At 53.5% G+C, this 26,140-nt stretch carries 22 protein-coding genes; 17 read left to right on the forward strand and 5 right to left on the reverse strand.

What is annotated here, in order from left to right; translation table 11 throughout:
• The first annotated feature begins 52 nt into the window (after positions 1-52).
• The 12 genes from AAIG26_RS00845 (at position 53) to AAIG26_RS00900 (ending at position 9,414) form a co-directional block, all read left to right on the forward strand.
• The gene (locus AAIG26_RS00845) at positions 53-430 is read left to right on the forward strand and encodes a DcrB-related protein (RefSeq protein WP_016495669.1); all 378 of its coding nucleotides are present in this window, start codon (positions 53-55) and stop codon (positions 428-430) included.
• 60 nt (positions 431-490) lie between these two features.
• A complete protein-coding gene (gene tssI / locus AAIG26_RS00850) occupies positions 491-2,419 on the forward strand; it encodes a type VI secretion system tip protein TssI/VgrG (protein WP_343179379.1) in 1,929 nt (642 codons plus the stop codon).
• Positions 2,420-2,431: 12 nt separating this feature from the next.
• Positions 2,432-3,238, forward strand: a complete 807-nt coding sequence (locus AAIG26_RS00855) for a DcrB-related protein (RefSeq protein ID WP_343179380.1) — start codon at positions 2,432-2,434, stop codon at positions 3,236-3,238.
• The gene (locus AAIG26_RS00860; protein ID WP_343180299.1) at positions 3,231-4,562 is read left to right on the forward strand and encodes a PAAR domain-containing protein; all 1,332 of its coding nucleotides are present in this window, start codon (positions 3,231-3,233) and stop codon (positions 4,560-4,562) included. The genes AAIG26_RS00855 and AAIG26_RS00860 overlap by 8 nt, the downstream gene beginning before the upstream one ends.
• Positions 4,562-5,632, forward strand: coding sequence for an ADP-ribosylarginine hydrolase Tri1 (tri1, locus tag AAIG26_RS00865; RefSeq protein WP_343179381.1), 1,071 nt, complete (start codon positions 4,562-4,564; stop codon positions 5,630-5,632). Before AAIG26_RS00860 ends, tri1 begins: the two co-directional genes overlap by 1 nt.
• 202 nt (positions 5,633-5,834) lie before the next feature.
• Positions 5,835-6,032 carry a hypothetical protein gene (locus AAIG26_RS00870; RefSeq protein WP_343179382.1) on the forward strand — a complete coding sequence of 66 codons (198 nt, stop codon included), beginning with the start codon at positions 5,835-5,837 and terminating at the stop codon, positions 6,030-6,032.
• Between the two features lie 214 nt (positions 6,033-6,246).
• The gene (locus tag AAIG26_RS00875) at positions 6,247-7,020 is read left to right on the forward strand and encodes a hypothetical protein (RefSeq protein ID WP_343179383.1); all 774 of its coding nucleotides are present in this window, start codon (positions 6,247-6,249) and stop codon (positions 7,018-7,020) included.
• 139 nt (positions 7,021-7,159) lie between these two features.
• Positions 7,160-7,387, forward strand: coding sequence for a hypothetical protein (locus AAIG26_RS00880; RefSeq protein WP_343179384.1), 228 nt, complete (start codon positions 7,160-7,162; stop codon positions 7,385-7,387).
• A 46-nt stretch (positions 7,388-7,433) separates the two neighbouring features.
• Complete coding sequence (locus AAIG26_RS00885) at positions 7,434-8,150, forward strand: hypothetical protein (protein WP_343179385.1); 717 nt, start codon at positions 7,434-7,436, stop codon at positions 8,148-8,150.
• A gap of 30 nt (positions 8,151-8,180) precedes the next feature.
• Positions 8,181-8,699, forward strand: coding sequence for a hypothetical protein (locus AAIG26_RS00890; RefSeq protein WP_343179386.1), 519 nt, complete (start codon positions 8,181-8,183; stop codon positions 8,697-8,699).
• Between the two features lie 42 nt (positions 8,700-8,741).
• Positions 8,742-9,116, forward strand: a complete 375-nt coding sequence (locus AAIG26_RS00895; RefSeq protein WP_269231164.1) for a hypothetical protein — start codon at positions 8,742-8,744, stop codon at positions 9,114-9,116.
• Complete coding sequence (locus AAIG26_RS00900) at positions 9,106-9,414, forward strand: hypothetical protein (RefSeq protein WP_016495693.1); 309 nt, start codon at positions 9,106-9,108, stop codon at positions 9,412-9,414. The genes AAIG26_RS00895 and AAIG26_RS00900 overlap by 11 nt, the downstream gene beginning before the upstream one ends.
• Before the next feature lie 69 nt (positions 9,415-9,483).
• Here the strand turns inward: AAIG26_RS00900 and fumA are convergent, their stop codons facing one another.
• Together fumA and AAIG26_RS00910 are read right to left on the reverse strand one after the other, a co-directional pair.
• A complete protein-coding gene (gene fumA, locus AAIG26_RS00905) occupies positions 9,484-11,133 on the reverse strand; it encodes a class I fumarate hydratase FumA (RefSeq protein ID WP_045509718.1) in 1,650 nt (549 codons plus the stop codon).
• A gap of 51 nt (positions 11,134-11,184) precedes the next feature.
• Complete coding sequence (locus AAIG26_RS00910) at positions 11,185-12,696, reverse strand: anion permease (protein WP_343179387.1); 1,512 nt, start codon at positions 12,694-12,696, stop codon at positions 11,185-11,187.
• A 636-nt stretch (positions 12,697-13,332) separates the two neighbouring features.
• On the opposite strand from AAIG26_RS00910, the gene AAIG26_RS00915 reads away from it, so the two are divergent.
• Positions 13,333-16,113, forward strand: a complete 2,781-nt coding sequence (locus AAIG26_RS00915; RefSeq protein WP_343179388.1) for a flavocytochrome c — start codon at positions 13,333-13,335, stop codon at positions 16,111-16,113.
• Between the two features lie 66 nt (positions 16,114-16,179).
• On the forward strand, positions 16,180-17,142 hold the full coding sequence (locus AAIG26_RS00920; RefSeq protein WP_343179389.1) for an FAD:protein FMN transferase: 963 nt from the start codon (positions 16,180-16,182) through the stop codon (positions 17,140-17,142).
• Here the strand turns inward: AAIG26_RS00920 and dcuR are convergent.
• Both dcuR and AAIG26_RS00930 read right to left on the reverse strand, forming a co-directional pair.
• Complete coding sequence (gene dcuR / locus AAIG26_RS00925) at positions 17,123-17,842, reverse strand: two-component system response regulator DcuR (RefSeq protein ID WP_016495698.1); 720 nt, start codon at positions 17,840-17,842, stop codon at positions 17,123-17,125. The two genes, AAIG26_RS00920 and dcuR, sit on opposite strands and share 20 nt — an antisense overlap.
• Positions 17,839-19,452 (reverse strand): sensor histidine kinase, encoded by a 1,614-nt coding sequence (locus tag AAIG26_RS00930; protein WP_016495699.1) that lies wholly within the window; start codon positions 19,450-19,452, stop codon positions 17,839-17,841. The genes dcuR and AAIG26_RS00930 overlap by 4 nt, the downstream gene beginning before the upstream one ends.
• 173 nt (positions 19,453-19,625) lie before the next feature.
• Here AAIG26_RS00930 and AAIG26_RS00935 point away from each other — a divergent pair, with 173 nt between their 5' ends.
• The gene (locus AAIG26_RS00935; protein ID WP_343179390.1) at positions 19,626-20,540 is read left to right on the forward strand and encodes an N-acetylmuramic acid 6-phosphate etherase; all 915 of its coding nucleotides are present in this window, start codon (positions 19,626-19,628) and stop codon (positions 20,538-20,540) included.
• A 258-nt stretch (positions 20,541-20,798) separates the two neighbouring features.
• Complete coding sequence (gene mqo, locus AAIG26_RS00940) at positions 20,799-22,490, forward strand: malate dehydrogenase (quinone) (RefSeq protein WP_343179391.1); 1,692 nt, start codon at positions 20,799-20,801, stop codon at positions 22,488-22,490.
• A 95-nt stretch (positions 22,491-22,585) separates the two neighbouring features.
• Here mqo and AAIG26_RS00945 read toward each other — a convergent pair whose 3' ends face one another.
• Positions 22,586-24,343, reverse strand: a complete 1,758-nt coding sequence (locus AAIG26_RS00945; RefSeq protein ID WP_343179392.1) for a sigma-54-dependent Fis family transcriptional regulator — start codon at positions 24,341-24,343, stop codon at positions 22,586-22,588.
• A gap of 274 nt (positions 24,344-24,617) precedes the next feature.
• Here AAIG26_RS00945 and AAIG26_RS00950 point away from each other — a divergent pair, with 274 nt between their 5' ends.
• Positions 24,618-26,138 (forward strand): aldehyde dehydrogenase family protein, encoded by a 1,521-nt coding sequence (locus AAIG26_RS00950; RefSeq protein ID WP_016495703.1) that lies wholly within the window; start codon positions 24,618-24,620, stop codon positions 26,136-26,138.
• Positions 26,139-26,140: the final 2 nt, after the last annotated feature.

A 26,140-nucleotide genomic window follows, 5' to 3' on the forward strand; every position in this document is an offset into this window, starting at 1 on the left:
CTTGTTGCAATAACAACGCTCGTCTCGCTCGTTATATTAAAAAGACAGAACTATGAATTTATTAACACACAGCAATCAGGGTGGCGGTGAATTTACGTTTGTCGTATCGCGAAGTAATGCAAAAGCTGACGATAAAGTTCACGCCCTCGCTGCCCGAAAAACGCGTGAGCTGGAGATGACGCTCATCGATTTTCATCTTGAATCGTCGGAAATGCTGGAAGTTGATGGTTATCCCGCCGTGGAGCTCTTCTACCAGTTTAAAAATGACAACCACGTTATCTTCCAGCGCCAGACGTTAATTTTGCTCGACGATCCCGCCGGGAAAAAAATGGTGAGCTACGTGGGTACCTGCCCTGGCGAATTCAGCGAAGAACATCAAAAGCAATATCAACAAATCATCCAGAGTATTAAATTTCATCGCGCAAAATAGCGTGCAGGTTTTACCGTGCGCTGATTGCCGTTGACAGACATTGAGTAGGGATCTCTCGTTATGCAGAACAGAATCACGGCGACGTTACCCGTCGGGGGCTTACTTTTCTGGAAACTCTCCGGGCGCGAAGCGCTGTCCGAGTCATTTACGCTGGCGCTGACGGTACTGGGCACCGATGCGCGGGCAGACCGCAGCAAGCTGCTGGGGCAATCCGCAACCATCAATATTCCCACCCAGGGAACGGGCACGCGCTATATCAACGGCAAAATCACCCGCGTGGCGGTGAGCGCCGTTGAACTTTCGGGGACGCGTTACGCGGTGTACCAGCTCACCGTGGAGCCGGATTTGTGGCCGATGAAACGCGACCGCAACCTGCGTATCTTCCAGGGCCAGACTGCGCCGCAGATTGTGAAAACGCTGCTCGGCGAATATCAGGTGAACGTGGAAGATAAGCTGACCGGCAGTTACCGCACCTGGGATTACTGCGTGCAGTACCAGGAATCGAGCCTCGATTTCATCAGCCGTCTGATGGAGCTTGAGGGCATCGCCTACCATTTCCGCCACGAAGCCGACCGCCATGTGCTGGTGCTGACCGACGCGGCGACCGAACATCAGCCCTTCAGCGGCTATGAAACCATTCCCTATCACCAGACGCCGTCCGGCGGCAGCACGGATGAAGAGGGTATCAGCCAGTGGGCGCTGGAGGACAGCGTGACGCCGGGCATTTACAGCCTCGACGATTACGACTTCCGCAAGCCGAACGCGTGGCTGTTCCAGGCGCGGCAGAACCCGGCATCACCGCAGCCGGGCAGCATTGACGTGTACGACTGGCCGGGGCGTTTTGTTGAGCACGGTCACGGGGAGTATTACGCGCGTATCCGCCAGGAGCGCTGGCAGGTGGAGCACCAGCAGATTCAGGGCACCGCCACGGCGGTTGGTGTCGCACCGGGAAACACCTTTGCGCTGTATAACGCGCCGTTTTTCAGCGATAACGGCGAGTACCTGACCACCGAAGCGAACTACTTTTTCGAGGAAAACCGCTATGCCAGCGGCTCCGACGGCGAAACGGTGCACCGCATCGATTTCACCGTCATTCCGTCGTCGGTGGTGTTCCGCCCGGCGGCGGTGACGGCGTGGCCGAAAACCTACGGGCCGCAGACGGCGAAAGTGGTCGGCCCGCAGGGCGAGAGCATCTGGACGGATAAATATGGCCGGGTGAAGGTGAAATTCCACTGGGATCGTCTGGCGAAAGGCGATGACACCAGCTCCTGCTGGGTGCGCGTGTCGAGTGCCTGGGCGGGGCAGGGTTTCGGCGGGGTGCAGATCCCACGCGTGGGCGACGAAGTGGTGATCGACTTTATCAATGGCGACCCGGACCGGCCGATCGTTACCGGGCGTGTCTATAACGAAGCGAGTATGCCGCCGTGGGCATTACCTGCTGCTGCCACGCAGATGGGCTTCCTCAGCCGCTCGAAAGATGGTTCGGTCGATAACGCCAACGCCCTGCGCTTTGAAGACAAGGCGGGCGAAGAGCAGGTGTGGCTGCACGCAGAGCGAAATTTTGATGTAGATGTCGAGAATGATGAAACGCACACCATTGAAAAAAATCATACGCAATTTGTAGGAGAAAATGAAACGCTGCGAGTGGTGAAAGATCAAAAATGCGGCGTAAAAGTGAATACGCTGAATTTAACCGGTAGTGACAGGAAAGATAAAGTAGTTAATTCATTCACCTTGTCTGCAGGTAGTTCTTTGCGTCTGGAGTGCGGTGAAAGTGCCATTGAGTTAACCAGCGATGGGAATATTAATATTGTTGGCAATAATTTTAATTTTACCGTCAAAGAAACAGGGCAGATAAATACATTAGGTGGTGAGTTGCACTTAAATCCGGATGAGGGGCAGGCAGCGATAGTTGCGCCTGGATCAGGTCATCAAAGTGCCATACAACAAGAAGTCGAAAGCTTTTTTATTATTAACAATAATGAGTAAAGGGATACGGGAATGGCTAATTATATTCTCCAGGAAGCTACGCTTGCGCTACCGGATGTGTTTAAAGATCGCACCATGAATTTATTTACCCTGAATGATAATGGTGCAAGTGAGTTTACTTTCGTTGTATCCCGAGCCAGCGCAAAAAAAGATGAAAATATTCAGTCTGTGGCGGCGCGTATTTTACGCGAACTGGAAATTACTGTTCCACAGTTTCACCTTGAATTGTCGCAGCCCGTGACGATTGATGATAAACCCGCGATTGAACTTTATTATCAGTTTAAAAACGATGGTACGGTTATTTTTCAACGCCAGACGGTGGTCTTGCTGGATGAGCAGCCAGCTGCCAAAAAAATTGTTTGTTATATTGGCACATGTCCTGATGAGTTTAGTGAATATTACCAGCGGCAGTATCAGGATATTATCCATAGCATCAAATTTCATCGTGAGCGGGAAACAGAGCCAGGGCAAATGCTACTTGCTGATGATCAGCGAATATTCTTTGCACTCGATACAGAAACGAAACATTTGACTGCTTTTGACGGTATACAATCCCTCTACCGGCACCTACCTCTGCAGCGTGCGCGTGAAGGCGTGTTTTTGTTCTATGCACAGGATGGGCAGGCATTGAGGATAGCTTCTGTACCCGGAAGTCAGCCCGTGCGCTATGCGCTGTGGACCCTTCCGGAGGCGGGTGGACACCATCTTGCGCAACAGCTGTCCGCCTGTCGAACATTTGAGGGAGTTGCGGGGCTGGATTCCTTAGATGGGGTCCGGCGTTTCCTTGCGCACGGCAGAGATGATGTTAATCATGGGTGAGTATCAAGCCGCGCGTGTTGATGATCCCATTGCACATACGGCGTCGCAAGGCTGGATGATTGCTGGCCTTATTGGCGGCGCTTTGCTGGGGGTAGCTGCAGTAGCGGTAACCGGTGGCGCCGCGCTGGTAGCCGTTTCTGCTGTTGCGGCCAGTGCTTGCGCGGGCGGAGGTTTAGGTGAAGTCCTTGGCAGTATGTCATGGGCCCCAAGGCATGTTACCGGGATGCTGAAGGAGGGTTCTCCTGATGTTTTCGTCAATAGCCGTAAGGCGATTCGTGCGCATCTTTCGCTCGGCGAATGCGATGAACACAGTGGTAGTCCCCAGCGCGTTGCAGAAGGATCGATAAAGGTTTACATCAATAATTATCCTGCTGCGCGCATTAGCGATCGTTTAACCTGTAGCGCAGAGATCTACCAAGGTTCTGCCAATGTGTTTATTGGCGGCGCAAAGGTGCAAACAGATGAAATCAGTCCGGAGATCCCTGAATGGGTTAACTGGGTGATGCTGGGTGTTGGTGTTGGTGCACTCGCTGTGATTGCCGGGCCGGTCATTGCACTACTTAGTACCGCCGGGGGGATGGCCGGAGGAACGCTCGGCAATTACGTTGGCGGTAAGATTTTTGGTGAGGGCAGCGACGGCCAAAAATGGAGCATGCTGGCTGGCGGACTTATTGGCGGCGGACTGGGTGCCAAAGGCGGGGCGAAGTTTAACGCCTGGCGTGCTGGTAAGATTGTTGCCGAACCTGTAGCGGTAAAACCCGTAGCTACGGCTAAGCCGCTGATGAGCCTGAAAGAGGCCGTTGGTGAAGCAAAAGCAAATAAATGGATTGCCCGGGGACGGGAGTTAATTGACAATAAAGCTCCACACTTGTCTAAATTATTAACCGATGATCAGGTTGGTGCACTCCATGGCTACACTACAGACCCGGGTTACAAAATGATTAATCCTGCTCTGCGTGGAACAAAACCACTTACACCAGAACTTGAAGCGTTCGCCCAACATATTAATGAAGGGTTGGATAACCTTCCGGCTCATACGGGGACGACGTTCCGTGGTATGAATAGCTTGCCTGATGAAGTACTGAGTCAATACACGCCGGGTAATACTGTTTCTGATCGGGCCTTTGTGAGTAGCGATATTAACAAAGCTTTTGATGGACCAATTCAAATGAAAATGGAAGGGTATTCAGGCAGGAAAATCGATTTCTTATCAGAATTTAATGCGACGGAAACAGAAGTACTCTTTAAAAGTAATACGCAGTTTGAAGTAATTAGCCGTACTGATGAAGCAGGTATCACCCAAATTCACATGAAGGAACTCTAATGATCGATTTGCATGCAGATGACTTAATAATCAGTAATTATGCTGACCGGTATTATGATTACCTTCCCCCAAACATCCGCAAAAGATTGTCTGAAGTCGCCGATCCTGCCGCTGTAAAATATGATGCCTGGGATAAAGCGCGACCGCTCATCACTTCCGCAGAAAATGCTCGCGATAAGGCTATTGGCGCATTAGTTGGGCTGGCAGTAGGTGATGCCGTGGGGACGACGCTAGAATTTCAGCCACGCGATCGCTATACGGTAAGCGATATGACAGGTGGCGGTGCCTTCAGGCTTAAGGCTGGCGAGTGGACGGATGATACCTCAATGGCGCTGTGCCTTGCTGAAACCTATCTGCAAAACAATAAACTGGATGTCAGCGACTTTCGCAATCGTCTGGTTCGTTGGTACAAGCAGGGTGAGAATAGCAGTAATGGCATCTGCTTTGATATCGGCAACACGACCCGCTTTGCGCTGGAGCAGTACCTCCTGCAAGGTGAAACGTGGATGGGCAATACGGAGAAAAATACTGCGGGTAACGCAGCGTTAATACGTGAAGCGCCGGTGGCTATATTTCGCCGTAAAACGTTGCGTGGAATATGGTTTGACTCTCAGGCGCAAAGCCAGGCGACGCACGGTGCGTCCGAATCCCTTTCTGCCTGTTTTTTTCTTGGTTTGATCCTGCATCATTTAATTAACGGATACGACAAAGAAAAAACGTTTGCACCGCATATCGTACCGCTGTCTGCACGAGTGCTTATCATTAATGCCGGTGAATACAAACAGAAAACGCGCGATCAGATCCGTTCCAGTGCTTATGTTATCGATACGCTCGAAGCGGCGATGTGGGCGGTATGGCATACGGATAACTTCCGTGATGCGATTTTATTGGCGGCGAATCTGGCCGACGATGCCGACAGCGTTGCGGCTACGGCCGGGCAAATTGCCGGAGCGTTATACGGCTACGCAGGCATTCCGCAGGAGTGGAAAGACAAACTGGTGCAACAAGGACGTATTGCGCGCATTGCAGGTGAGTTGTTTGACCGCGCCCCTGATGAGGATTTTCTGTAAGCAGAAAAAGCGAGTGAAATTTTAACCATCAAAAGTTGAATGAGCGTCTTCTGTGTCGCCTCTCTCTCATTTTTACAGAGTAAATGAACATTGAGAACGCTATTTCACAGGGGATAATATGGGGCTGGAAAGTGAGTATGCGGGGGAAGATGTCTGGAACGATTTTGTTTAGTCGTTTAGCGCTATTTACCCTGCAAATTATGTGGCTATATTAAGTCATTTCCTGAAAGGCGCATACGATCTCGCCATAGTGGTTAACGGTAAAATCGGCAAAGAGGGCGGGCTGGAATGGATGACAGGGAAAATAAAAACGCTGGTGAATTTATCACCGCTTGAATATCTTGACGATCCTGTATTAATACTGCGTTTACGCCAGTACTTAATAGGGTTGCCCTGTTAACATTCCCATCGTCTGCTTTTTTGATACGTTTTCCGTAGCATTTTCTCTTCCCTTATTTAACGTGTTCCCTGCACGAAAAATGCAATGATATTTTTCGCATTTGCATAAGTTACGGCCAACGCCAGAACCGATTTGATACTTACTGTATTTTGTTTGCGGTTTTACTGATAATAAAAATTATCGATTTTGTAGCAACAGGATGCGAACTGACGTTATGCGACAGATTTTTCATGGCAACATATTTCTGCCGGTTTTTTTGATTTTACTCGTCTCTTTTTTCTCATTTGACGCTGCTGCGGTTATTGATATTAACCATTATGACACGCTCGAAACGGTCGAATATATCACCATGGATAAGCAGGTGCAGGCGTCGTTAAAAAATGTCTTGGGGGCAGATTACGCTGCGTTTGCAGGCAATTTCGATGTCTATGTCGAACCGCGACACACTGCGGATGGCGGGTTATTCGTGGAAGGCTGGCTGAAAGATCTCTATCTGGAAAATGCCTCCGCATTTGTTATTTATCCGGATGGTCGACTTTCTGCCGCATGGGTAGTGCCAGCGGCTTCGGTTGCACACTATAAAAGCAATACGGGAGAAAAAAGCATTCCTGATGCGCTGCAACAATGGGCTAGCCGCTTTCAGGATGTGTCGTTTAACACGTCCGCGATTACTCAAACGGCTGAGACCTTCGTCGATTTTTTTGAAACCCCTAAATTTAAGATAAAAGTGGTCACGGTGTGTGGTAACGGCGCGAATTGTGACGAAGCAACGTACTACGGCGTGCGTAAAAATGATCGGGCCGAAGTCAATCTGCACGGATTTGCGGTGCGGAAATCTTGTGAACAGTCAATCTGCCCTGTTATTACTTACACCTTTAAAAACGGCACCACCACTTATCTGCTGAGTAAAATTGATAACAGCTTAACCGTGATACAAAACAATAAAATACTCCTCGATGAAAAAGGTATCTGGAAAGCGCATGAGTAGATTCGCATGCCTGTCACCGTGCGTTCCAAAGGCGCAAGTAATAGTGCTGTAAAACAGAGATGCGTTGATGGCGTTATCGAGGGTAATTATTTCAGCCATCAGCTTTTCGCTGCTGAATTAACCGTATGAGAAAATGCGCATGGATCTGTTAACCCATGAAGAGGGCGAAGCGTTACTGAACAAATTCCTCAGCCGAGCGCTCAAAAATCCGTCGGATATTGAAACATTAATGACCATGGCCAGGGAGCATCCATCGACCATTCCCATGAAAGGGATTATCTACCAGTACGATCGCATGGAAAAAAATACGTTATCGAAAGCGGATCTTGACGACCTGTCGACCTTGATGTTTTTTTACGGACCTTAAGAATCAACTCATTTTTTGTGATGCTGAAAAGGAACAGACGCACGTTATGCACGCTATTCATTCAACTCAGCAGCGGTTTTATGTTGTCGTTGCGAGCTTCTTGCTCTCCTGCTGCGCCAGCGCCGCGTCGGCAACTGATTTTTCCGGTCAGTGGCACGGCAGTGAAAGCAATGAATCCACATTAACGCTGAAATTATCCCAGCAGAATAACAAGCTTACTGGATCGTATTGCTTTATCACTCAGCGCGGCAACCGCATTGATTGCCCGGATGAACAGCAGGATAACCTGCGCGGCGAGGTGAAAAATGACACCGCCATCGTTACGTTTGATTCGGGCTTTGGCGGTAAAAACGGCAAAGCCACGCTGGTTATTAATGGTGACAAGCTGGCGTGGCATCTGACGCAACCGCCTGAACACGGTGATTATTACGCCCCGGAAAATTACGCGCTGGTTAAAGAGACAGTTCACGCTGGCGCGACGACGAAAATTATCCGCACTGATAACTTTATGCTGGCGATCCGCAATAATTGCGGCGCGTTCACTACGCCTTGCGATGATCTGCTTTATACCGGCGCGCGAAACCGCGACAGCCAGCAGATTAGCCTGCACGGTAAAACGCGGCTGGATAATGAAAACCGCGTGATTGGCGCAGAATTCCGTAATGGCGATGTGCTTTATCTTGTCGATTACAACCCGCCGAAACTGGTGGTGACGCAGGCGGGTAAAACGCTTGTCAACCAGGCGGGCAGCTGGCTTAAATAGCGCTTCTTTTGACTGACTATGGAAAGGTTAATGCGTCGAATATTCCCTGTTTTTGCGCTGCTGTTTGCTTTTTCTGCCCAGGCGGCGCAAACGCCGCTGACGGAAAACGACTTCACCGTGGAAATCAATAAACAGGCTATCACCCTGGGGCAGGACTGGGATCGCAATCTGCTGACGGCGCTCGGGAAACAAACCCGCGAGGATTTTGTTGGTGAAGTGCCATTTGGCGAGGAAAACTATAAGTTTTACCGCCACATTTTTCCGGGCTTTAATATCTACAGCGCCAATATTGACTGGCAGCAACGCGGCAAAAGCGTCGACAGTTACGTCATCGGGCAGATAACGCTGCATGCCCCCACATTGCATACCGCGCGTGGCGTGGCGCCAGGCGATGCGAAACAGCGTGTGATTGAGCATTATGGTACGGGTGAAGCCGATAACAGCGATGGCGAAGAGTGGATTATGTATTCACTGGCGCACAGAAATATCGCTTTCGATGTCACCGGCGGCAAAGTGCGGGCCATTAATATCAGCACTGGAAATGACTGAAGGGCGACCTGAATTTTCAATTTTTCGCGCAGGGTGACGACGATGAAAATCGACAAACTTATTAAGAAACGCGTGATGCTGCACGATGGAGAGGAAACGCGCTTTTTTAATCAACCTGTCGAATTGATTTGTCCGCGTTGCCAGAAGCCAATTGAGCCGGATCTCTACCAGAGCGGGGATTTTGCCCGGCTACCCGAGGATATTCAGGCCGCGGTGGCGGCAAGAATCAAAGTCATTACCTTCAATCCTGAGGCTTATACGCGTTACTCCGCGCCAGAAGGCTCGCTTCTTTGTTCTGCGCATAGCTGCGAAGGCGGGCAGGGGAAAACGCTGGTTATCTTCAGTTATAAAGAGCAGCAGCCTGCCCGTTACATCGCCACACTTTATGCGCTGCTGGTGGTTAGCGATGATCAATAAAGCGTGGCGCGAAGAGTTGCAGGAACTGAAGCGCGATGGTTCTGCCTGTCAGTTTCATGACGCCGAATGGGGCGTTATTCGCCTTAAATTGCTTTACCGGGGCGAGTTTCTTTTCTTTCAGCTTAATGAACGGGCACTGATTTGTGAGGTTTCTGCACGCTACAGCACGCTGGATAAAACGAGCCTTAAACGATGGGATGACGGCAGTGTCATTGGGGCTGGCGAACGTGAAGCGCTGGCGAAGATTATTGCGCGCTATTATCGACTCTGCTGGAAAGATGATCTCCGCATCAACTAAACATGCGCTGATTTATGAACAACAAAAACCCCCGGTCGGACACTCCGGCGGGGGTTTTTCACATCTTACTTAACGCTGGTTACAGCCGGCGCACTGTTTGTTCTGGATCTGCTGGAAGAAGTCGTTACCTTTGTCATCCACCAGAATGAACGCCGGGAAGTTCTCCACTTCAATTTTCCAGATTGCTTCCATACCCAGTTCCGGGTAAGCCACGCATTCGAGGCTCTTAATGCTCTGCTGCGCCAGGACGGCAGCCGGACCGCCAATACTCCCCAGATAGAAACCGCCGTGTTTGGCACAGGCATCGGTCACTTGCTGGCTACGGTTGCCTTTTGCCAGCATGATCATGCTCGCGCCGTGCGATTGCAGCAGATCCACGTAGGAGTCCATACGCCCTGCGGTGGTTGGGCCAAGCGAACCGGACGCATACCCTTCTGGCGTTTTTGCCGGGCCGGCGTAGTAGATCGGGTGATCTTTCACGTACTGCGGCAGCTCTTCGCCATTATCAATCAGCTCTTTCAGCTTCGCGTGAGCAATATCGCGCGCCACGATAATCGTACCGTTCAGAGAAACGCGGGTTGATACCGGGAACGCGGAAAGCTGTGCGAGGATCGCTTTCATCGGCTGGTTGAGATCGATTTTCGCCACATCGCCTTCACCCTGCTGGCGCAGCTCTTCCGGAATATACTGCCCCGGATTGTGCTCCATCTTCTCGATCCAGATACCTTCGCGGTTGATTTTCGCTTTGATGTTACGGTCGGCGGAGCAGGAGACGCCCATGCCGATAGGGCAGGAGGCACCGTGGCGCGGCAGACGGATGACACGGATATCGTGAGCGAAATATTTACCGCCGAACTGCGCGCCAAGGCCAAGGTTCTGCGCTTCCTGCATCAGCTCTTGTTCAAGCTGGACATCGCGGAATGCCTGGCCATGCTCGTTACCTTCGGTCGGCAAGCCGTCATAGTAGCGGGTTGAGGCCAGTTTCACCGTTTTCAGCGTGGACTCCGCAGACGTACCACCAATCACAAAGGCGATATGGTATGGCGGGCAGGCTGCCGTACCGAGGGTACGCATCTTCTCAACCAGATAGTTTTTCAGCTTCGCCGGTGTAATCAGCGCTTTGGTTTCCTGATAGAGATAGGTTTTGTTAGCTGAACCGCCGCCTTTAGCGATGCAGAGGAATTTATACTCGTCGCCGTCGACGCTATAGAGATCGATCTGCGCAGGCAGGTTAGTGCCGGTGTTGACCTCTTTATACATATCCAGCGGCGCATTCTGCGAATAACGCAGGTTGTCTTCGGTGTAGGTGTTGTAAACGCCACGCGCCAGCGCGGCTTCATCGCCGCCGCCGGTCCACACGCGCTGACCTTTTTTACCCATAATGATTGCCGTGCCGGTGTCCTGGCAGGTCGGCAGCACGCCTTTAGCGGCGATTTCAGAGTTACGCAGGAATTGCAGAGCAACGTATTTGTCGTTTTCGCTCGCTTGCGGGTCATGCAGAATGGCCGCCACCTGTTTCTGGTGGGAAGGGCGCAGCATAAAAGAGGCGTCATGGAACGCGCGTTGTGCCAGCAGCGTCAGCGCTTCCGGCTCGACTTTCAGTACTTGCTGGCCGTCAAAGTCGGCGACGGAGACATATTCACGGCTCAGCAGATAATATTCCGTATCGTCTTTCGCCAGCGGGAACGGGTCCTGATAAACAAAGGGTTTGTTCGACATAGCTCTTTACTCCATAAAATAAAACCGCCGGGAATGCCCGGCGGTTACGAATCAGAACATCATGGTGATCCACGGATAACCAATCAACAGCAGGGCGGCCAGGAAGATAGCACCGAAGATGGTGCCCAGACGCCAGTAATCTTTGGTCGGCAGGTAGCCGCTACCGTAGTAAATCGGGCTTGGGCCAGTACCGTACGGGGTGATGATGCCCATCACGCCGAGCGAGGTACACAGAACCAGAATCACGACTTCCATATTGATGCCAGGAATTGTCGCCGCGATGGTCAGCATTGCAGGCAGCAGCGCCGTGGTGTGCGCGGTGGTGCTGGCGAACAGATAGTGCAGCAGGTAGAACGCCAGCAGCAGGGCGATGGTCGCCATCCCCGGAGAGATACCGCTCATCAGCAGGCCGCCTTCTTTACCCAACCAGGCGATAAAGCCGGTGGTGGAGAGGCCATCGGCCAGCGCAACCAGAGTGGCGAACCAGACAAAGGTGTTCCATGCCGGTTTGTTGCTGGTGATGTCGTTCCAGGTTAATACGCCGGTCCACAGCATCAGCACGACCACCAGCAGCGCGGCAAGCGCAGGCTCGATAAAGTCAGCGGCAAAGATCCACATCAGCAGCGCACAGCAGACAAACACCAGCAGCAGGATTTCATTGCGTGACATTCTGCCCAGTTTTTCCAGCTCGCGGCTGGCCCACAGCGGCACTTCGTCATTGACTTTCACTTCTGGCGGATAGAACCAGTAAGCCAGCAGCGGCATGGTCAGAATCAACAGCACGCCCAGCGGCAGGAAGGCGATAAACCAGCTACCCCAGGAGATGTTAATGCCAACGGTGCTTTTCACCAGCGCCAGCGCCAGCAGGTTCGGTGCCAGTGCGGAAAGGAACATAGAACTGGTGATACAGGCTGCGGTAATCGCCACCCACATCAGGTAAGAACCGATGCGGCGCGCGCTTGGATCGTTCGGTTTGGAACCGTACAGCGGCGGCAGGTTGGCGATAATCGGGTAGATTGTCCCGCCGCTGCGCGCGGTGTTTGACGGGGTGAACGGTGCCAGCAGCAGGTCGGCGAAAGTAATGGCGTAACCGAGCGTCAGGCTGCGGCGGCCAAGATATTTCACCAGAATCAGCGCCAGGCGGCGACCAAACTGGGTTTTATCGTAACCGGCGGCAAACATAAACGCGCCGAAGATAAGCCACACGGTGGAGTTACCGAAACCGCTTACCGCCCATTTAAAGGACTGGCCAGCCAGCTTGAATTTCGGGTCGGCCAGTTGTTCCGGGCTGAACAGTAGCCACTGGCTACACAGCGCGATAACCACCACGCCGGTCATGCCGATAACCGCACCCGGCAGGGGTTCGAAAATCAGGCCGACAATAACGCCAACGAAGATAGCAAAGTAGTGCCAGGCAAACGGCGGTAAACCTTCCGGCACCGGGACAAACAGCAGAAGCACTGCCACGATAATCGGCAACGCCATCATTATCAGGCGGTTTTTATTTCCGGCTTTTGCACTGGCTGCGGGAGCAGACGGTGGGGTTGTTGTTTTCTCTGTCATAGTGAGCATCTACAAGTAGTTAAAAATTCGGTCATGCGCGGAAAGTGAATCTCTGATTATTTTAGTTTCAAAAGTTACTTTAATTTTTTATTGAGACTTTTCACATTCTGGCATGTGTTGTTTAACGCAAATTCAATCGCATTAAATAAAAATCTGAGCGTATTTATATATTGCTCTTCCATTGGCGAATACTATTGATTGAGATCAAGAAAACGAAACGAACGACACTTTTTTTAATAAAATGAATACCCACAGAGTATTATGTGGTTAATTTCACAAAATTACCGTAAATGTTAAAAAATGGTGCTGATAATAACTCTCATTAACGAGATGTTTTCTTTTAACTATATGATATTTGTCTTTTTTATTATTTGAATAAAGCTGGAAAGGAAAAGTGTGAAGTAATCGCAATGTTACCGGTAATTAAAGCCATGTGAATACGATATTTAAAAATGATAATACGCTGGAGGTAGCTCTGTTATTAAGGTGGTTAAATAGTTTTATAACTAACGTAATTAATTTGGTAATTAAAATTCACGGTATATTAAATACACGACATCAGGATTAAAAAACAGAACGAAAAATAAATCCGTCACCGAATTCAAAGTTTTTAATTTTTAGATTTGGAGTTTAATTATGACCAGCAACGAACGCATCCTCAGCCCGTTTACCTTGCCGAATGGCGCAGAACTGAAAAACCGTTTGTTAATGGCGCCAATGACCACCTGCACAGGTTATTTTGACGGGACAGTCAGCAGTGAACTGGTGGAATATTATCGCGCCCGCGCCGGAAGTATCGGCACCATTATTGTTGAATGCTGTTTTGTCGATGATCTCGGCCTGGCATTTCCGGGCGCTATCGGTATTGATAACGACGAGAAAATTGCCGGTTTGGCAAAAATTGCCTCGGCGATTAAAGCCGAAGGTTCAAAAGCAATTTTGCAGATTTACCACGGCGGTCGCATGGTCGAACCGAAGCTGATTGGCGGTCGTGCTCCGGTTGGTCCGAGCGCTATTGCCGCTCCGCGTGATGGCGCGGCAACCCCGGTTGCGCTGACCACCGCTGAAGTGGAAGGGATGATTGGCAAATTTGGTGACGCCGTGCGCCGCGCCATTCAGGCCGGGTTCGATGGTGTCGAAATTCACGGTGCCAATACCTACCTTATCCAGCAATTCTTCTCGCCAAACTCCAACCAGCGTGATGATGAGTGGGGCGGCAGCCGCGACAACCGCGCGAAGTTCCCGCTGGCCGTACTGGACATCACCCATAAAATGGCGCGTCAGTACGCCGACGACGCCTTTATTATCGGTTACCGTTTCTCGCCGGAAGAGCTGGAAGTGCCCGGCATCCGTTTTGATGACACCATGTTCCTGCTGGAAAAACTGGCGGCGCGCGGTGTTGATTACCTGCACTTTTCGCTGGGTGCGGCGCTGCGTCCTTCCATTAACGACACCAGCGATCCGACGCCACTGATTAAGAAATATTGTGCCATGCGTTCTGCAACGCTGGCGCAGGTGCCGGTGATGGGTGTTGGCGGTATCGTTAATGCCGCCGACGCTGAGCAGGGGCTGGATCACGGCTATGACCTGATTGCGGTAGGCCGTGCGTGCATCGCGTATCCGGACTGGACGGCGCGTATCGCCAACGGTGAAACCCTGGAGTTGTTCATTGATAGTACCCAGCGTGAAGCGCTGAATATTCCGGAACCTCTGTGGCGTTTCTCGTTGGTTGAAGCGATGATCCGCGACATGAGCATGGGCGCTTCGAAATTTAAGCCAGGTCTTTTTGCTGAAACGGTTCAGGACGACGCTAACGAGCTGGTTATCAATGTCAGCCTCGACACAGACCGCATCGTTGATATCGAACTCGCCTCAAGTACCGTTGATAGCGTTGAATTCACCAGTAGCTTTGAAGAGATCCGCGGCCGCATCCTGACGGCCAACAGCCCGCACGTTGACGCGATTTCAGGCGCAACCAGCCAGAGCGAAGCGGTGAAAAAAGCGGTATCAAAAGCGATGGTGAAATCCAGCAAAGCGTTGGCGGCGGAAGAGGGCAGTGACTCTCAGGAACCTAAACGCTATGACGTTGTGGTTGTCGGTAGCGGCGGCGCGGGTCTGGCGGCGGCAATTCAGGCGCACGACGAAGGTGCCAGCGTACTGATTGTCGAAAAAATGCCAACCATCGGCGGTAACACTATTAAAGCCTCTGCGGGCATGAACGCCGCGGAAACCCGCTTCCAGCGCGTAAAAGGCATTCAGGACAGCAAAGAGCTGTTCTACGCGGAAACCCTGAAAGGCGGCGGTAACAAAAACAATCCGGCGCTGCTGCGTCGCTTTGTGGAAAATGCGCCAGAAGCCATCGAATGGCTGGCTCGTCGCGGCATTATGCTTAACGACATCACCACCACTGGCGGGATGAGCATTGACCGTACGCACCGCCCGCGCGACGGATCGGCAGTCGGTGGCTACCTGATTAGCGGCCTGGTGCGTAATGTCACCAAACGCGGCATCGATGTAATGCTGGATACCTCAGTGGACGACATTCTGTTTGAGCAAGGTGAAGTGCGCGGCGTACGCCTGCTGACCGAAGAGCAGGAGAGTGTGGTGATCGAGGCGAAAAGTGTGATTGTGGCGACCGGTGGTTTCAGCGCCAACAGCGCAATGGTGGTGAAATACCGTCCGGATCTGGAAGGTTTTGTCACCACCAACCATAAAGGCGCGACCGGCGGCGGTATCGCACTGCTGGAACGTATTGGCGCGGGCACTGTGGATATGGGCGAAATTCAGATCCACCCGACCGTTGAACAGAATACCTCGTACCTGATTTCCGAATCGATTCGCGGCGGCGGTGCGATTCTCGTCAGCCAGCAGGGCAAACGCTTCTTTAACGAAATGTCGACCCGCGATAAAGTCTCGGCGGCAATCATCGCCCTGCCGGAACATTACGCTTACATCGTGTTTGATGAGCATGTCAGAGCGAAAAACAAAGCGGCAGACGAGTATATCGCGCGTGGCCTGGTTACCAGCGCCAGCTCGCCGCGTGAACTGGCGGATAAACTGGGTATCGATTACCACGCTTTCCTGGCCACGCTCGAACGCTACAACGGCTTTGTGGAAAAACAGCACGATGAGGACTTTGGTCGCACTACCGCACTGCGTGCACCGATCAATGAAGGCCCGTTCCACGCGATCCAGATTGCACCGGGTGTGCACCACACCATGGGCGGCGTGACCATCAACACTGAAACCGAAGTGTTGAACACAGAAAACCAGGTGATCGCGGGCGCTTATGCCGCCGGGGAAGTGGTTGGCGGCCTGCATGGCGGCAACCGTATCGGCGGGAACGCCGTGGCCGATATTATTATCTTCGGCTCACTGGCGGGACACCAGGCTGCAATGCGCGCCAAACGCTGCTAACCGCGTGCTACACTTCAGGCCTGCCACTGCACAGGCCTGCTCAATTTAGCCCATCAGGAGAGTGCGATGTCCGATAACCGTGTCTGGAGCTACTCTGCAACCCTTATGGGTTCTCCCATTCTGCTGAAACTCTTTGCCGATAACGAAGCGCTCGCCTCCCGCGTTTTTGGCCTTATCAAACGTTACGAAGATCTGCTGACGGTCAACCGCGCCCATTCACAGGTGATGGATATTAATCATGCCGCGGGACAGCATCCGGTGGCGGTCAGCCGTCCGGTGTATGAACTGATTAAATGCGCCAAAGCCGCCAGCATGGTGCAGGACAGCGCCTTTAACCTGGCGATTGGCCCGCTGGTGAAACTGTGGCGTATCGGTTTTAAAGGCGACGGCGTACCGCCAGCCGACGAGATAACCGCGCGGCTGCGCATTACCCGTCCGCAGGATGTGGTGCTGAATGATGCTGACAGCAGCGTGTTTCTCACCCAGCCGGGGATGGAGATCGATCTTGGCGCAATCGCCAAAGGCTTTATCGCCGATCGGGTGCGCGATTACCTGCATCAGCAGGATGTGCGCGACGGGTTGATTAACCTGGGGGGCAATGTGCAAACCCTGGGCACGCCGCAAGGTAGCTGGTCGATCGGGCTGAAAAAGCCTTTCTCGTCCGGCGATGCGCTGGTGGGGTCGATAGACGTGGTGAACCAATCGGTGGTGACATCCGGCACCTACGAGCGCTATTTCGAACAGGATGGGAAACGCTGGCACCATATTCTTGACCCGCGCAGTGGTTACCCGCTGGATAACGAACTCGACAGCGTGACGATCATTTCCCGCGATTCGCTCGACGGTGATATCTGGACCACGCTTATCTTCGGTCTCGGTGTGGAAAAAGGCTGCGCATTACTGAAACAGCGCGAGGATATTGAAGCGATTTTCGTCACCAAAAACCGCGACATTATCCTCTCTTCACAGCGTCAGTTCCGCTTTACGCCGTGCGACGACAGTTACCGGATCACTGACTGTACTGCTTAAGTAAGCTGTATTGGTCGGCGATCAACTGGTAGCGATACACCGGGCGACCGGTTGCACCGTAGTGAATGGTGGTGTAGAGAATATTGATTTGGGCAAGCCAAATCAGGTATTTACGGCACGACACGCGCGAAATATTCACGGCATTCGCCAGTTCATCGGTGGAAAACTCAATGCCCGGATGGGCGTCAATCCACTGGCAAATAGTGCGCAATGTTTGCGCGGTTAACCCTTTTGGCAGACGGCGCGTATCGGCGGCTTCCGGCGCGCCACCGTGTAACAGGCGGTCGACATCAGACTGCTCATAATAGGGGTGCGCACTCATCAGCTTGCGCTTTTCGCGCCACGAGGTCAGCGCTTCTTCGAAGCGCGGGAACTGGAAGGGTTTGATCAGATAATCCACCACCCCATAGTGCAGTGACGTCTGAATGGTTGCCGCATCGGCGGAGGAGGTGATCATAATGACATCAATCGCCCGGCCGCTGGCGCGAATGATGGGGAGTAGATCCAGCCCGCTGTCCTGCTGCATATAGACATCCAGCAGCACCAGATCAATATCCCGCTGCGGATCGTTAATCATCTCCTCGGCCTGGCGCAGCGTCGATGCCGTGCCGCAGCACTGAAAGCCGGCGATCTGCGCCACATACATGCGGTTCAGCTCGGCGACCATGGCATCATCGTCAACAATTAATACATTTATCACGCGTTCTTCCTTTCACTATCCCAGGGGAGATGGACAAAAAATTGGGTAAAGACACCGGGTTCAGACTCGACGGTGATCGTGCCGCCGAGTTCGGTGAGCTGCTGGCTGGCAAGAAACAGCCCAACGCCCCGGTTATCACCTTTCGTCGAGAATCCTTTGCGGAAAATGGCGTCGATATTGCCCGGCGCAATGCCCGGACCATCGTCGCTCACTTCGCCGGTCAGCCAGCCATCCTGATAATGCAGCAGGATACCCACTTCACCTTCCGGCTGACTACTCATGGCATCGAGCGCATTTTCGATGAGATTCCCCAGCACCGTCACCAGCACGGTAACTTGCTTCTCATTGGGGTTATCCGGCACCAGGCTCTCATCCGCCAGCGTCAGCGTAAAACCGCGCTCTTTCGCCCGGTTGATTTTGCCTAACAGGAAACCCGCCACCACCGGCGATTTAACCCGGTGCTGAATAGCGCCAATATCGGTTTGATAATTCTGCGCGGTTTGCAGCACGTACTCTTCAAGCTTGTCATAACTTTTCATGTTTAACAGGCCGAGAATAACATGCAGCTTGTTCATAAATTCGTGGGACGTGGTGCGCAACGCATCAACATAATTCACCATCCCGTCCAGCCGCTGGAGTAGCTGGCTGACTTCGGTTTTATCGCGGAAAGTGCTGATCGCGCCAATCACCACGCCCTGGCTGCGCACCGGCACGGTGTTGCTGAGCAGCAGCAGGCCGTTGCAACCGAGCTCGCGATCGTGGGTTGGCTCGCCGGTTTCCAGCACTTCGAGCAGGTCGGCGAGCAGAGGCCCGTGTCCGGCGGCACCGTCTGGTGCATTGGTCAGCAGCATCTGCCGTGCGGCATGGTTAAGCAGCGTTACGCGCCCGTCAGCATCGACGGCAATCACCCCTTCTTTCAGTGACTGTAACATCGCCTGGCGCTGCTTGAATTGCGCCGAGATCTCGTGCGGCTCAAGGCCAAGCAGAATGCGTTTCAGCACCCGCACCAGTTGCCAGGTACCGAGCGAGCCCACCAGCGCGCTAAACAGCAACGTCCACATCACCGCCCAGCGGCTGCGGCTGACCTGCTGATCGACCTTGCTCAGCGAGATCCCGACCACCACCACGCCAATTTGCTGGTTGGCGTCGTCATATACCGGTGTAAAAACGCGTAATGCCGGTGCCAGCACGCCGCGATTCACCGCGACATTTTCTTTGCCTTTCAGCGCCGGGTTTAGATCCTCGCCAATAAAGTGTTGCCCGATGATCCCGGCGTTCGGGTGCGAATAACGGATGCCGTGCATATTGGTGACGATGGCATACAGCAGATCGTTGCGGGCAGCGACCGCTTCCGTCAGCGGCTGGATCACGTTGCTGTCAGGCGGCAACAATAATCCACGCTTGATTTCAGGCGAATCAGCCAGCGTGCGCGCAACGGCCAGCGCCGTCTCTTTTACACCATCGCGCGTGGCATTACTGATTTGCCAGAACCACAGGGCAAAGGCCAGCAGCAACACCGAACCGATAACGCTGCATACCATTAGCGTCACGGTGGTACTGAGCTTCATAGGGCGTTTGCGTGGTTTTATCCGCTGCGCTAACTCTTTCATGCCAAACCCAATTATTCACATCAAGATAGTTATTATCACCGAAGGCGTAAAAATCTTAAAGCGGCGCGAGAAGTACAAAATGCGCGGCGTAGCCGTGAAGCGTGACCCCATTCGCAGGTAAGGCAGATAAATAACCTTATAGTGAGTGTGGAACCATTCAGAAGGAGCAGGGTATGAGCAGTAAGCCAAACGGTTCACTAGTGGAACGTCGCAACCGCCGCACGACCGACATCGACCGGCTCGCCACGCTGGATATGCTGACGCTCATCAATGAGGAAGATAAACAGGTTACCGACGCGGTAAGCGCCTGTTTGCCGGAGATCGCCCGGCTGGTGGATAACGCCAGCGCGACGCTGAATCGCGCCGGCAGGGTGGTGATCATCGGCGCCGGTGCGTCCGGGCAGGCGGCGATACAAACCGCACAAGGTTTTGCTCCCGATACACGTCATGGCGTTATTGGCTTGTTGGCCGGTGGCATCAATGCTAACGCGCAAGAGCGTGACGCGGCGGCGGCAAATTATGAACGCGGGGTTGCCGATTTACAGGCCATCAACTTTAGCCATGACGATATGCTGGTGGCGCTGTCGGTCAGTGGTAAAACGCCGTGGACATGGGGCGCGCTGCGCCACGCCTGGTCACTCGGCGCACGCATCGCGCTGGTTTGCCGGGGTCACGATAGCGAAGCCGCCCGGTTGGCGGATATCGTGCTGGCACCGGACAGCGGCGCGGAGGTGGTGAGTGGTTTTAGCGAACCGAAAGCGCGGCTTGCCCTGCAGCAAATCCTCAACATGCTGGCAACCGGTCTTGCTATCCGTACCGGGCGTGTTTATAGCAACCTGCGGGTGGATGTGCAGGCGACCAGTGTGCACTGGGCAGAGCGGCAAATCACGCTGGTGATGGCGGCGACGCAGTGCTCTCGCGAGCAAGCGAAAAGCGCGCTGGAGAGCTGCGACCAAAACTGCCGTACGGCGATATTAATGGTGCTGACCGGTCTGGATGCCTGGCGCGCGCGCGATCTGCTAACCGAGAATAACGATCATTTGCGAATTGCCTTACAGGAGGCGAAAACGCATTTTGCTGATGTCTGAATAATGATAAAAGCCCGCCAATAATTACGGTGGGCTTTTTTATTATGTATTGTGCGAACGTTTGATATTTCGAGTTTTTAAGATAAATCCCGCCACTATTAATTCCACATTATTTATGTCACTGCTTTTTTTAATTTAAAAAAGCGGCGAAATACTATTTATCGATATGAGCTGAATTGTGAATGATATTTTAAATTAACGTAAAAGTGCGTTAATATCTGTTTTCACAAATCACACCTGCTATGTAACCTTATAATTATGCCTGCAATGAAAAAGACAATTATCTCGCTCAGCGCCGTCGCGTTACTCGTCAGTTCAGTGACCAGCGCGTACGCGGAAGAGACGCAAAAAACGGACTTCCTGCTGATTGGCGGCGGCATCATGAGCGCCTCTCTGGGCACCTGGCTGCAGGAGCTGCAGCCGGAGTGGAAACAAGTGATGGTGGAAAAACTCGATGGCGTAGCGCTCGAGTCTTCTAACGGCTGGAATAATGCCGGCACCGGTCACTCGGCAAATATGGAACTTAATTACACGCCGCAGCGTCCGGATGGCTCTATTGATGTCAGCAAAGCGCTGGAAATTAATGAGCAGTTTATGATTTCCCGCCAGTTCTGGTCGGCACAGGTGAAGCGCGGTATTTTGAATAACCCGCACGCTTTTATTAATTCCACGCCGCACATGAGTTTCGTCTGGGGCGATAATGTGGATTATCTGGCAAAACGTTATGCCGCTTTGCAGCAAACGACCTTATTCCAGGGCATGAAATTCTCCACCGACCATCAGCAAATTAAACAGTGGGCACCGCTGGTGATGGAAGGGCGCGACCCGAACCAGAAAGTCGCCGCCACCTGGACGCCGGTCGGCACCGACGTTAACTACGGTGAAATTACCCGTCAGCTGGTTGGCAGCCTGAAAAAAAGCAGCAACTTCTCCCTGCAAACCTCTTCCGAAGTGACCGATTTCAAACGTAATGCCGATAACTCCTGGCATGTCACCATCAAAGACGTGAACAGCGGTAACGAGCACGCCATCGATGCGAAATATGTCTTTATCGGGGCCGGTGGCGGGGCGCTGAAGCTGCTGCAAAAAACCGGCATCCCGGAAGCGGATAACTACGCGGGCTTCCCGGTCGGCGGTTCCTTCCTGATGACGGAAAACCCGGCGATCACCAGCCAGCACCTGCAAAAAGTCTACGGTCAGGCGTCCGTGGGCGCGCCGCCGATGTCGGTACCGCATATTGATGCCCGCTTTATTGATGGCAAACGCGTGGTGCTGTTTGGGCCGTTCGCGACCTTCTCCACCAAATTCCTGAAAAACGGCTCCTTCTTTGACCTGCTGAGCACTACCACCACCAGCAATTTTATGCCGATGACCCACGTAGGGCTCGACAATTTCGACCTGGTGAAATACCTGATTGGTCAGGTCATGCTGAGCGATGAAGACCGCTTTGAAGCGCTGAAAGAGTACTATCCGCAGGCGCGTAAAGAGGACTGGAAACTGATCCAGGCCGGCCAGCGTGTGCAGATCATCAAGAAAGATGAAGACAAAGGTGGCGTGCTGAAGCTTGGCACCGAAGTGGTGGTCGATCAGCAGAAAACCATCTCTGCGCTGCTTGGCGCATCGCCGGGCGCGTCGACGGCTGCACCCATCACCCTGAATGTGCTGAAGAAGATGTTCCCGGAGCAGTTCAACTCGCCGCAGTGGCAGAGCAAAATCCGCGACATCGTGCCGAGCTACGGTCAGGAGATGAACGGTAACGTGGCGTTGACCCAGAAAGTGTGGGATGACACCGCCGCCACGCTGCAACTGGCGAAACCGCCGGTGATTGAGATGAACGATCAGAAAAACGCCCCGGCTGACAAACCGGCAGAGGCGAAAAGCGACGCTCCGGCTGACAAGCCGGCTGAAGCGAAAAGCGACGCCTCCCCACAGCACGATATGGCGCTGTAAATAAAACAGGGCGCACTCCGGTGCGCCCTTTCTCTTTTTGTCGGTTGCGACCGTTCCCGCCTGAATAAAACTCTGTTGTTATTCCCGTCGCGCATTTAACCGTTCGCTTGCCGTTTTTCGAGGCGGCGGTAGAGCGTGCTGCGCGATATCCCCAGTTTTTTGGCCGCCAGGCTCATGTTGCCCCGCGCTTCTGCAATCGCGCTCTGCTCATCTTGCGGGGCTGCCACCGCCAGCGTTGGCGGGGGCGAAGAGGCAATGTCAGGGGGAAGATCCGCAAGCGTAATGCAATCACCGTCTTCCGCCAGCGCCATCAATACCCGCAACTGGCTGAGTAACTGGCGCACATTTCCCGGCCACGGGCGACCCGCCAGCGTGGCGACCACCTCGGCGCTAAGAGTAAGGCCACGGCTGGCTGCGCCCAGCTCCTGCCACAGTTTTTGGATAAACCCATCAACGTTCTGCCACTCGCGCAACGGAGGAATGCGCAGATGAAACTCCTGAATCCGGTACAGCAGATCTTCGCGGAATGTCCCGGCCTGCACCCGAGCGGCGAGATCCTGATGGGTGGCACAAATTAGCGTGAAGTTGACGTCATACACACTGTTGGCACCCAGCGGCGTCACTTTCTTCTCCTGCAACACGCGCAGCAGGCGGGTTTGCAGCGCCAGCGGCATATCTCCAATCTCGTCAAGAAACAGAACGCCACCATCGGCTTCCCGGCACTTACCGATATAGCCTTTTGAGCTTGCGCCGGTAAACGCGCCGGGAACATAGCCAAACAGTTCGGACTCAATCAAATGCTCCGGGAGCGCCGCACAGTTAATGGCGACGAAATTTCCTGTGCGCCACTGGCTGCGGGCATATAGCTCGCGGGCCAGATACTCTTTTCCGCTGCCGGTTTCACCGGTCACGCACAAGGCAATCCCGGCATTAACAATGCGCAGTGCTTTCTCTTTTTCCCGCGCCAGTTGATCCTGCGCGAGGGCTGCGCCGCGCCCGATATAGCGCCGCGCAGGCAGTGTCTGACGCGCGTAGTAGCGCCGTGTATTACTGGCGTCGAGGGTGGTTTCGCCGACCTGTAAACCGGCCTCCGGGAAAAGTGTTTGTAAAGAGAGTTCGCCAAAATGCTGCGCCGTCAGCGAAAACTCATCCATCGCCAGCTTGTTCGCACCGAGCAATGTCTGATCGGCGAAAATCAGCAACAGCTCCTGCGCACTGCCGAGCACCGACGGATCGTGATGCAGACTCAGCAGCCAGCGGTCGGCGCCAAGCGCGCTGGTGGCCCACTCATGTTCTATTTGGCATACCGCGCGACGGATCAGCGCGGCGGCATCGCGGCGCGGTGCCTGGGCGGGTGTTGAGAGATCTAACACTCCGGCAATTTGTCCGTCCGGTCGGAAGACGGGGGACGCCGAGCAAAACAAGCCTGCGTTGCGGCTGAGGTAATGTTCGCCGCCGGAGACTTCACAATGGCGCTGCAATGCCAGCGCGGTCCCTATCGCGTTAGTGCCGCGCGCGTGTTCGCCCCACAGGTTGCCGGGTGCCAGCGCATAGCGCTGCGCTTTTTGCAGAAAGTCGCGGTTGCCGTGGGTTTCCAGCACCAGACCGGTAGCGTCGGACAGCACCATTATCGACGGATGACTGGCAAGCTCCGGGCGCAGTCGCGCCAGCAGCGGGGCGGCCAGATGGTTGACCCAACCGTTTTCCGCGCGGGCATCTTTCAGCATGGATGTCGCTACCCAGGGCTGGGCGTCATCATCGCGGGTCAACCCGTAGCTGCGACTACGCTGCCAGGAGTTTTCAAGCAGGCAGGGTAACCCGGCAGGAGCGAGGGACAAGGCGCGTGGCGGCATGTGACTCTCCATTAAATGAGATGTTACATTTGTGTAGCATAACAGTGTCCCGTATGTAGCGACGTGCGACACACTTCCCGCACCCTGTACCAGCCTTTTTTGTGTCATTTCATTCCGGCAAAAGTCTGGCTTTCAATTATTTCCTTGTTTTATCAGCATAAATGTACCTGCGACGGATCGTTTTCTACGACCTGGCATAAGAACTGCTTATGTCACTGTGTCCGCCACGATGCGCGACGCCTCACCTGTACCGATAATAAAAGAGGAACATCTTATGAAATATGTCCACCCTGGCCTTGATGGCGCGAAAGTCTCTTTTAAACAGCGTTATGGCAACTATATTGGCGGTGAATTTGTTGACCCGGTGGAAGGGCGTTGGTTTACCAACACCTCGCCGGTCACCGGACAGGTGATTGCCGAATTCCCGCGCTCAGACGCGGCGGATATTGAGAAGGCTCTGGACGCAGCGCATGCTGCCGCCGACGCCTGGGGAAAAACCAGCGTGCAGGATCGCGCCAATGTGCTGCTGGCCATTGCCGATCGCATCGAAGCCAACCTGGAAATGCTGGCATTAACAGAAACCTGGGATAACGGAAAACCGATCCGCGAAACCATGGGCGCGGATTTGCCGCTGGCTGTTGATCACTTCCGTTATTTCGCCGGTTGTATCCGCGCGCAGGAAGGGACAGCGGCAGAGATCGACAGCAATACGGTGGCTTACCACATCTATGAACCGCTGGGCGTGGTCGGGCAGATCATCCCGTGGAACTTCCCGCTGCTGATGGCGGCATGGAAACTGGCGCCGGCGCTGGCGGCGGGCAACTGCGTGGTACTGAAACCGGCTGAACAGACGCCGCTTGGCATCTGCGTATTGATGGAACTGATTGGCGATCTGCTACCCAAAGGCGTGCTGAATGTGGTGCACGGCTTCGGCACTGAAGCCGGTGAACCGCTGGCGCGCAGCAAACGCATCGAAAAAATCGCCTTTACCGGCTCCACGCCGATTGGCCGCCACATCCTTTCTTGTGCGGCGGAAAACATCATCCCCAGCACCGTCGAACTCGGCGGCAAATCACCCAATATCTACTTTGAAGATGTGATGAATGGTGATGAAGGCTTTATTGATAAAGCGGTGGAAGGCGTGGTGCTCGGCTTCTTCAACCAGGGTGAAGTGTGTACCTGCCCGTCGCGCGTGCTGGTGCAGGAATCGATCTATCCGCAGTTTGTCGAAAAAGTCATCGCCCGCATGGAGAACATCCGCAAAGGCGACCCGTTTGACACCGACACCATGATCGGCGCGCAGGCGTCACAAGAGCAGTACGACAAGATCCTCTCTTACATCTCGATTGCCCGCGACGAAGGCGGCGAAATCATTACCGGCGGCGCTCACGTGGAACACGGCGACGGGCTGCAAAACGGTTTCTATATCCAGCCGACATTGATTAAAGGCCATAACGGGATGCGCTGCTTCCAGGAAGAGATTTTTGGGCCGGTGCTGGGCATTACCACCTTTAAAGATGAAGCCGAAGCGCTGCGTATCGCCAACGACACCGAGTTTGGCCTCGGCGCCGGGGTGTGGACGCTGGATATCAATCGCGCATGGCGCATGGGGCGCGGCATTAAAGCGGGTCGCGTGTGGACAAACTGTTACCACCTCTACCCGGCACATGCGGCGTTTGGCGGTTACAAAAACTCGGGCGTCGGGCGTGAAACCCACAAACTGGCGCTGAGCCACTATCAGCAGATCAAAAACCTGCTGGTGAGTTACAGCGGTTCGCCGCTGGGGCTGTATTAATT

The sequence above is a fragment of the Kosakonia sp. PSU_27 genome (assembly GCF_039409795.1).
GTDB lineage: Bacteria > Pseudomonadota > Gammaproteobacteria > Enterobacterales > Enterobacteriaceae > Kosakonia.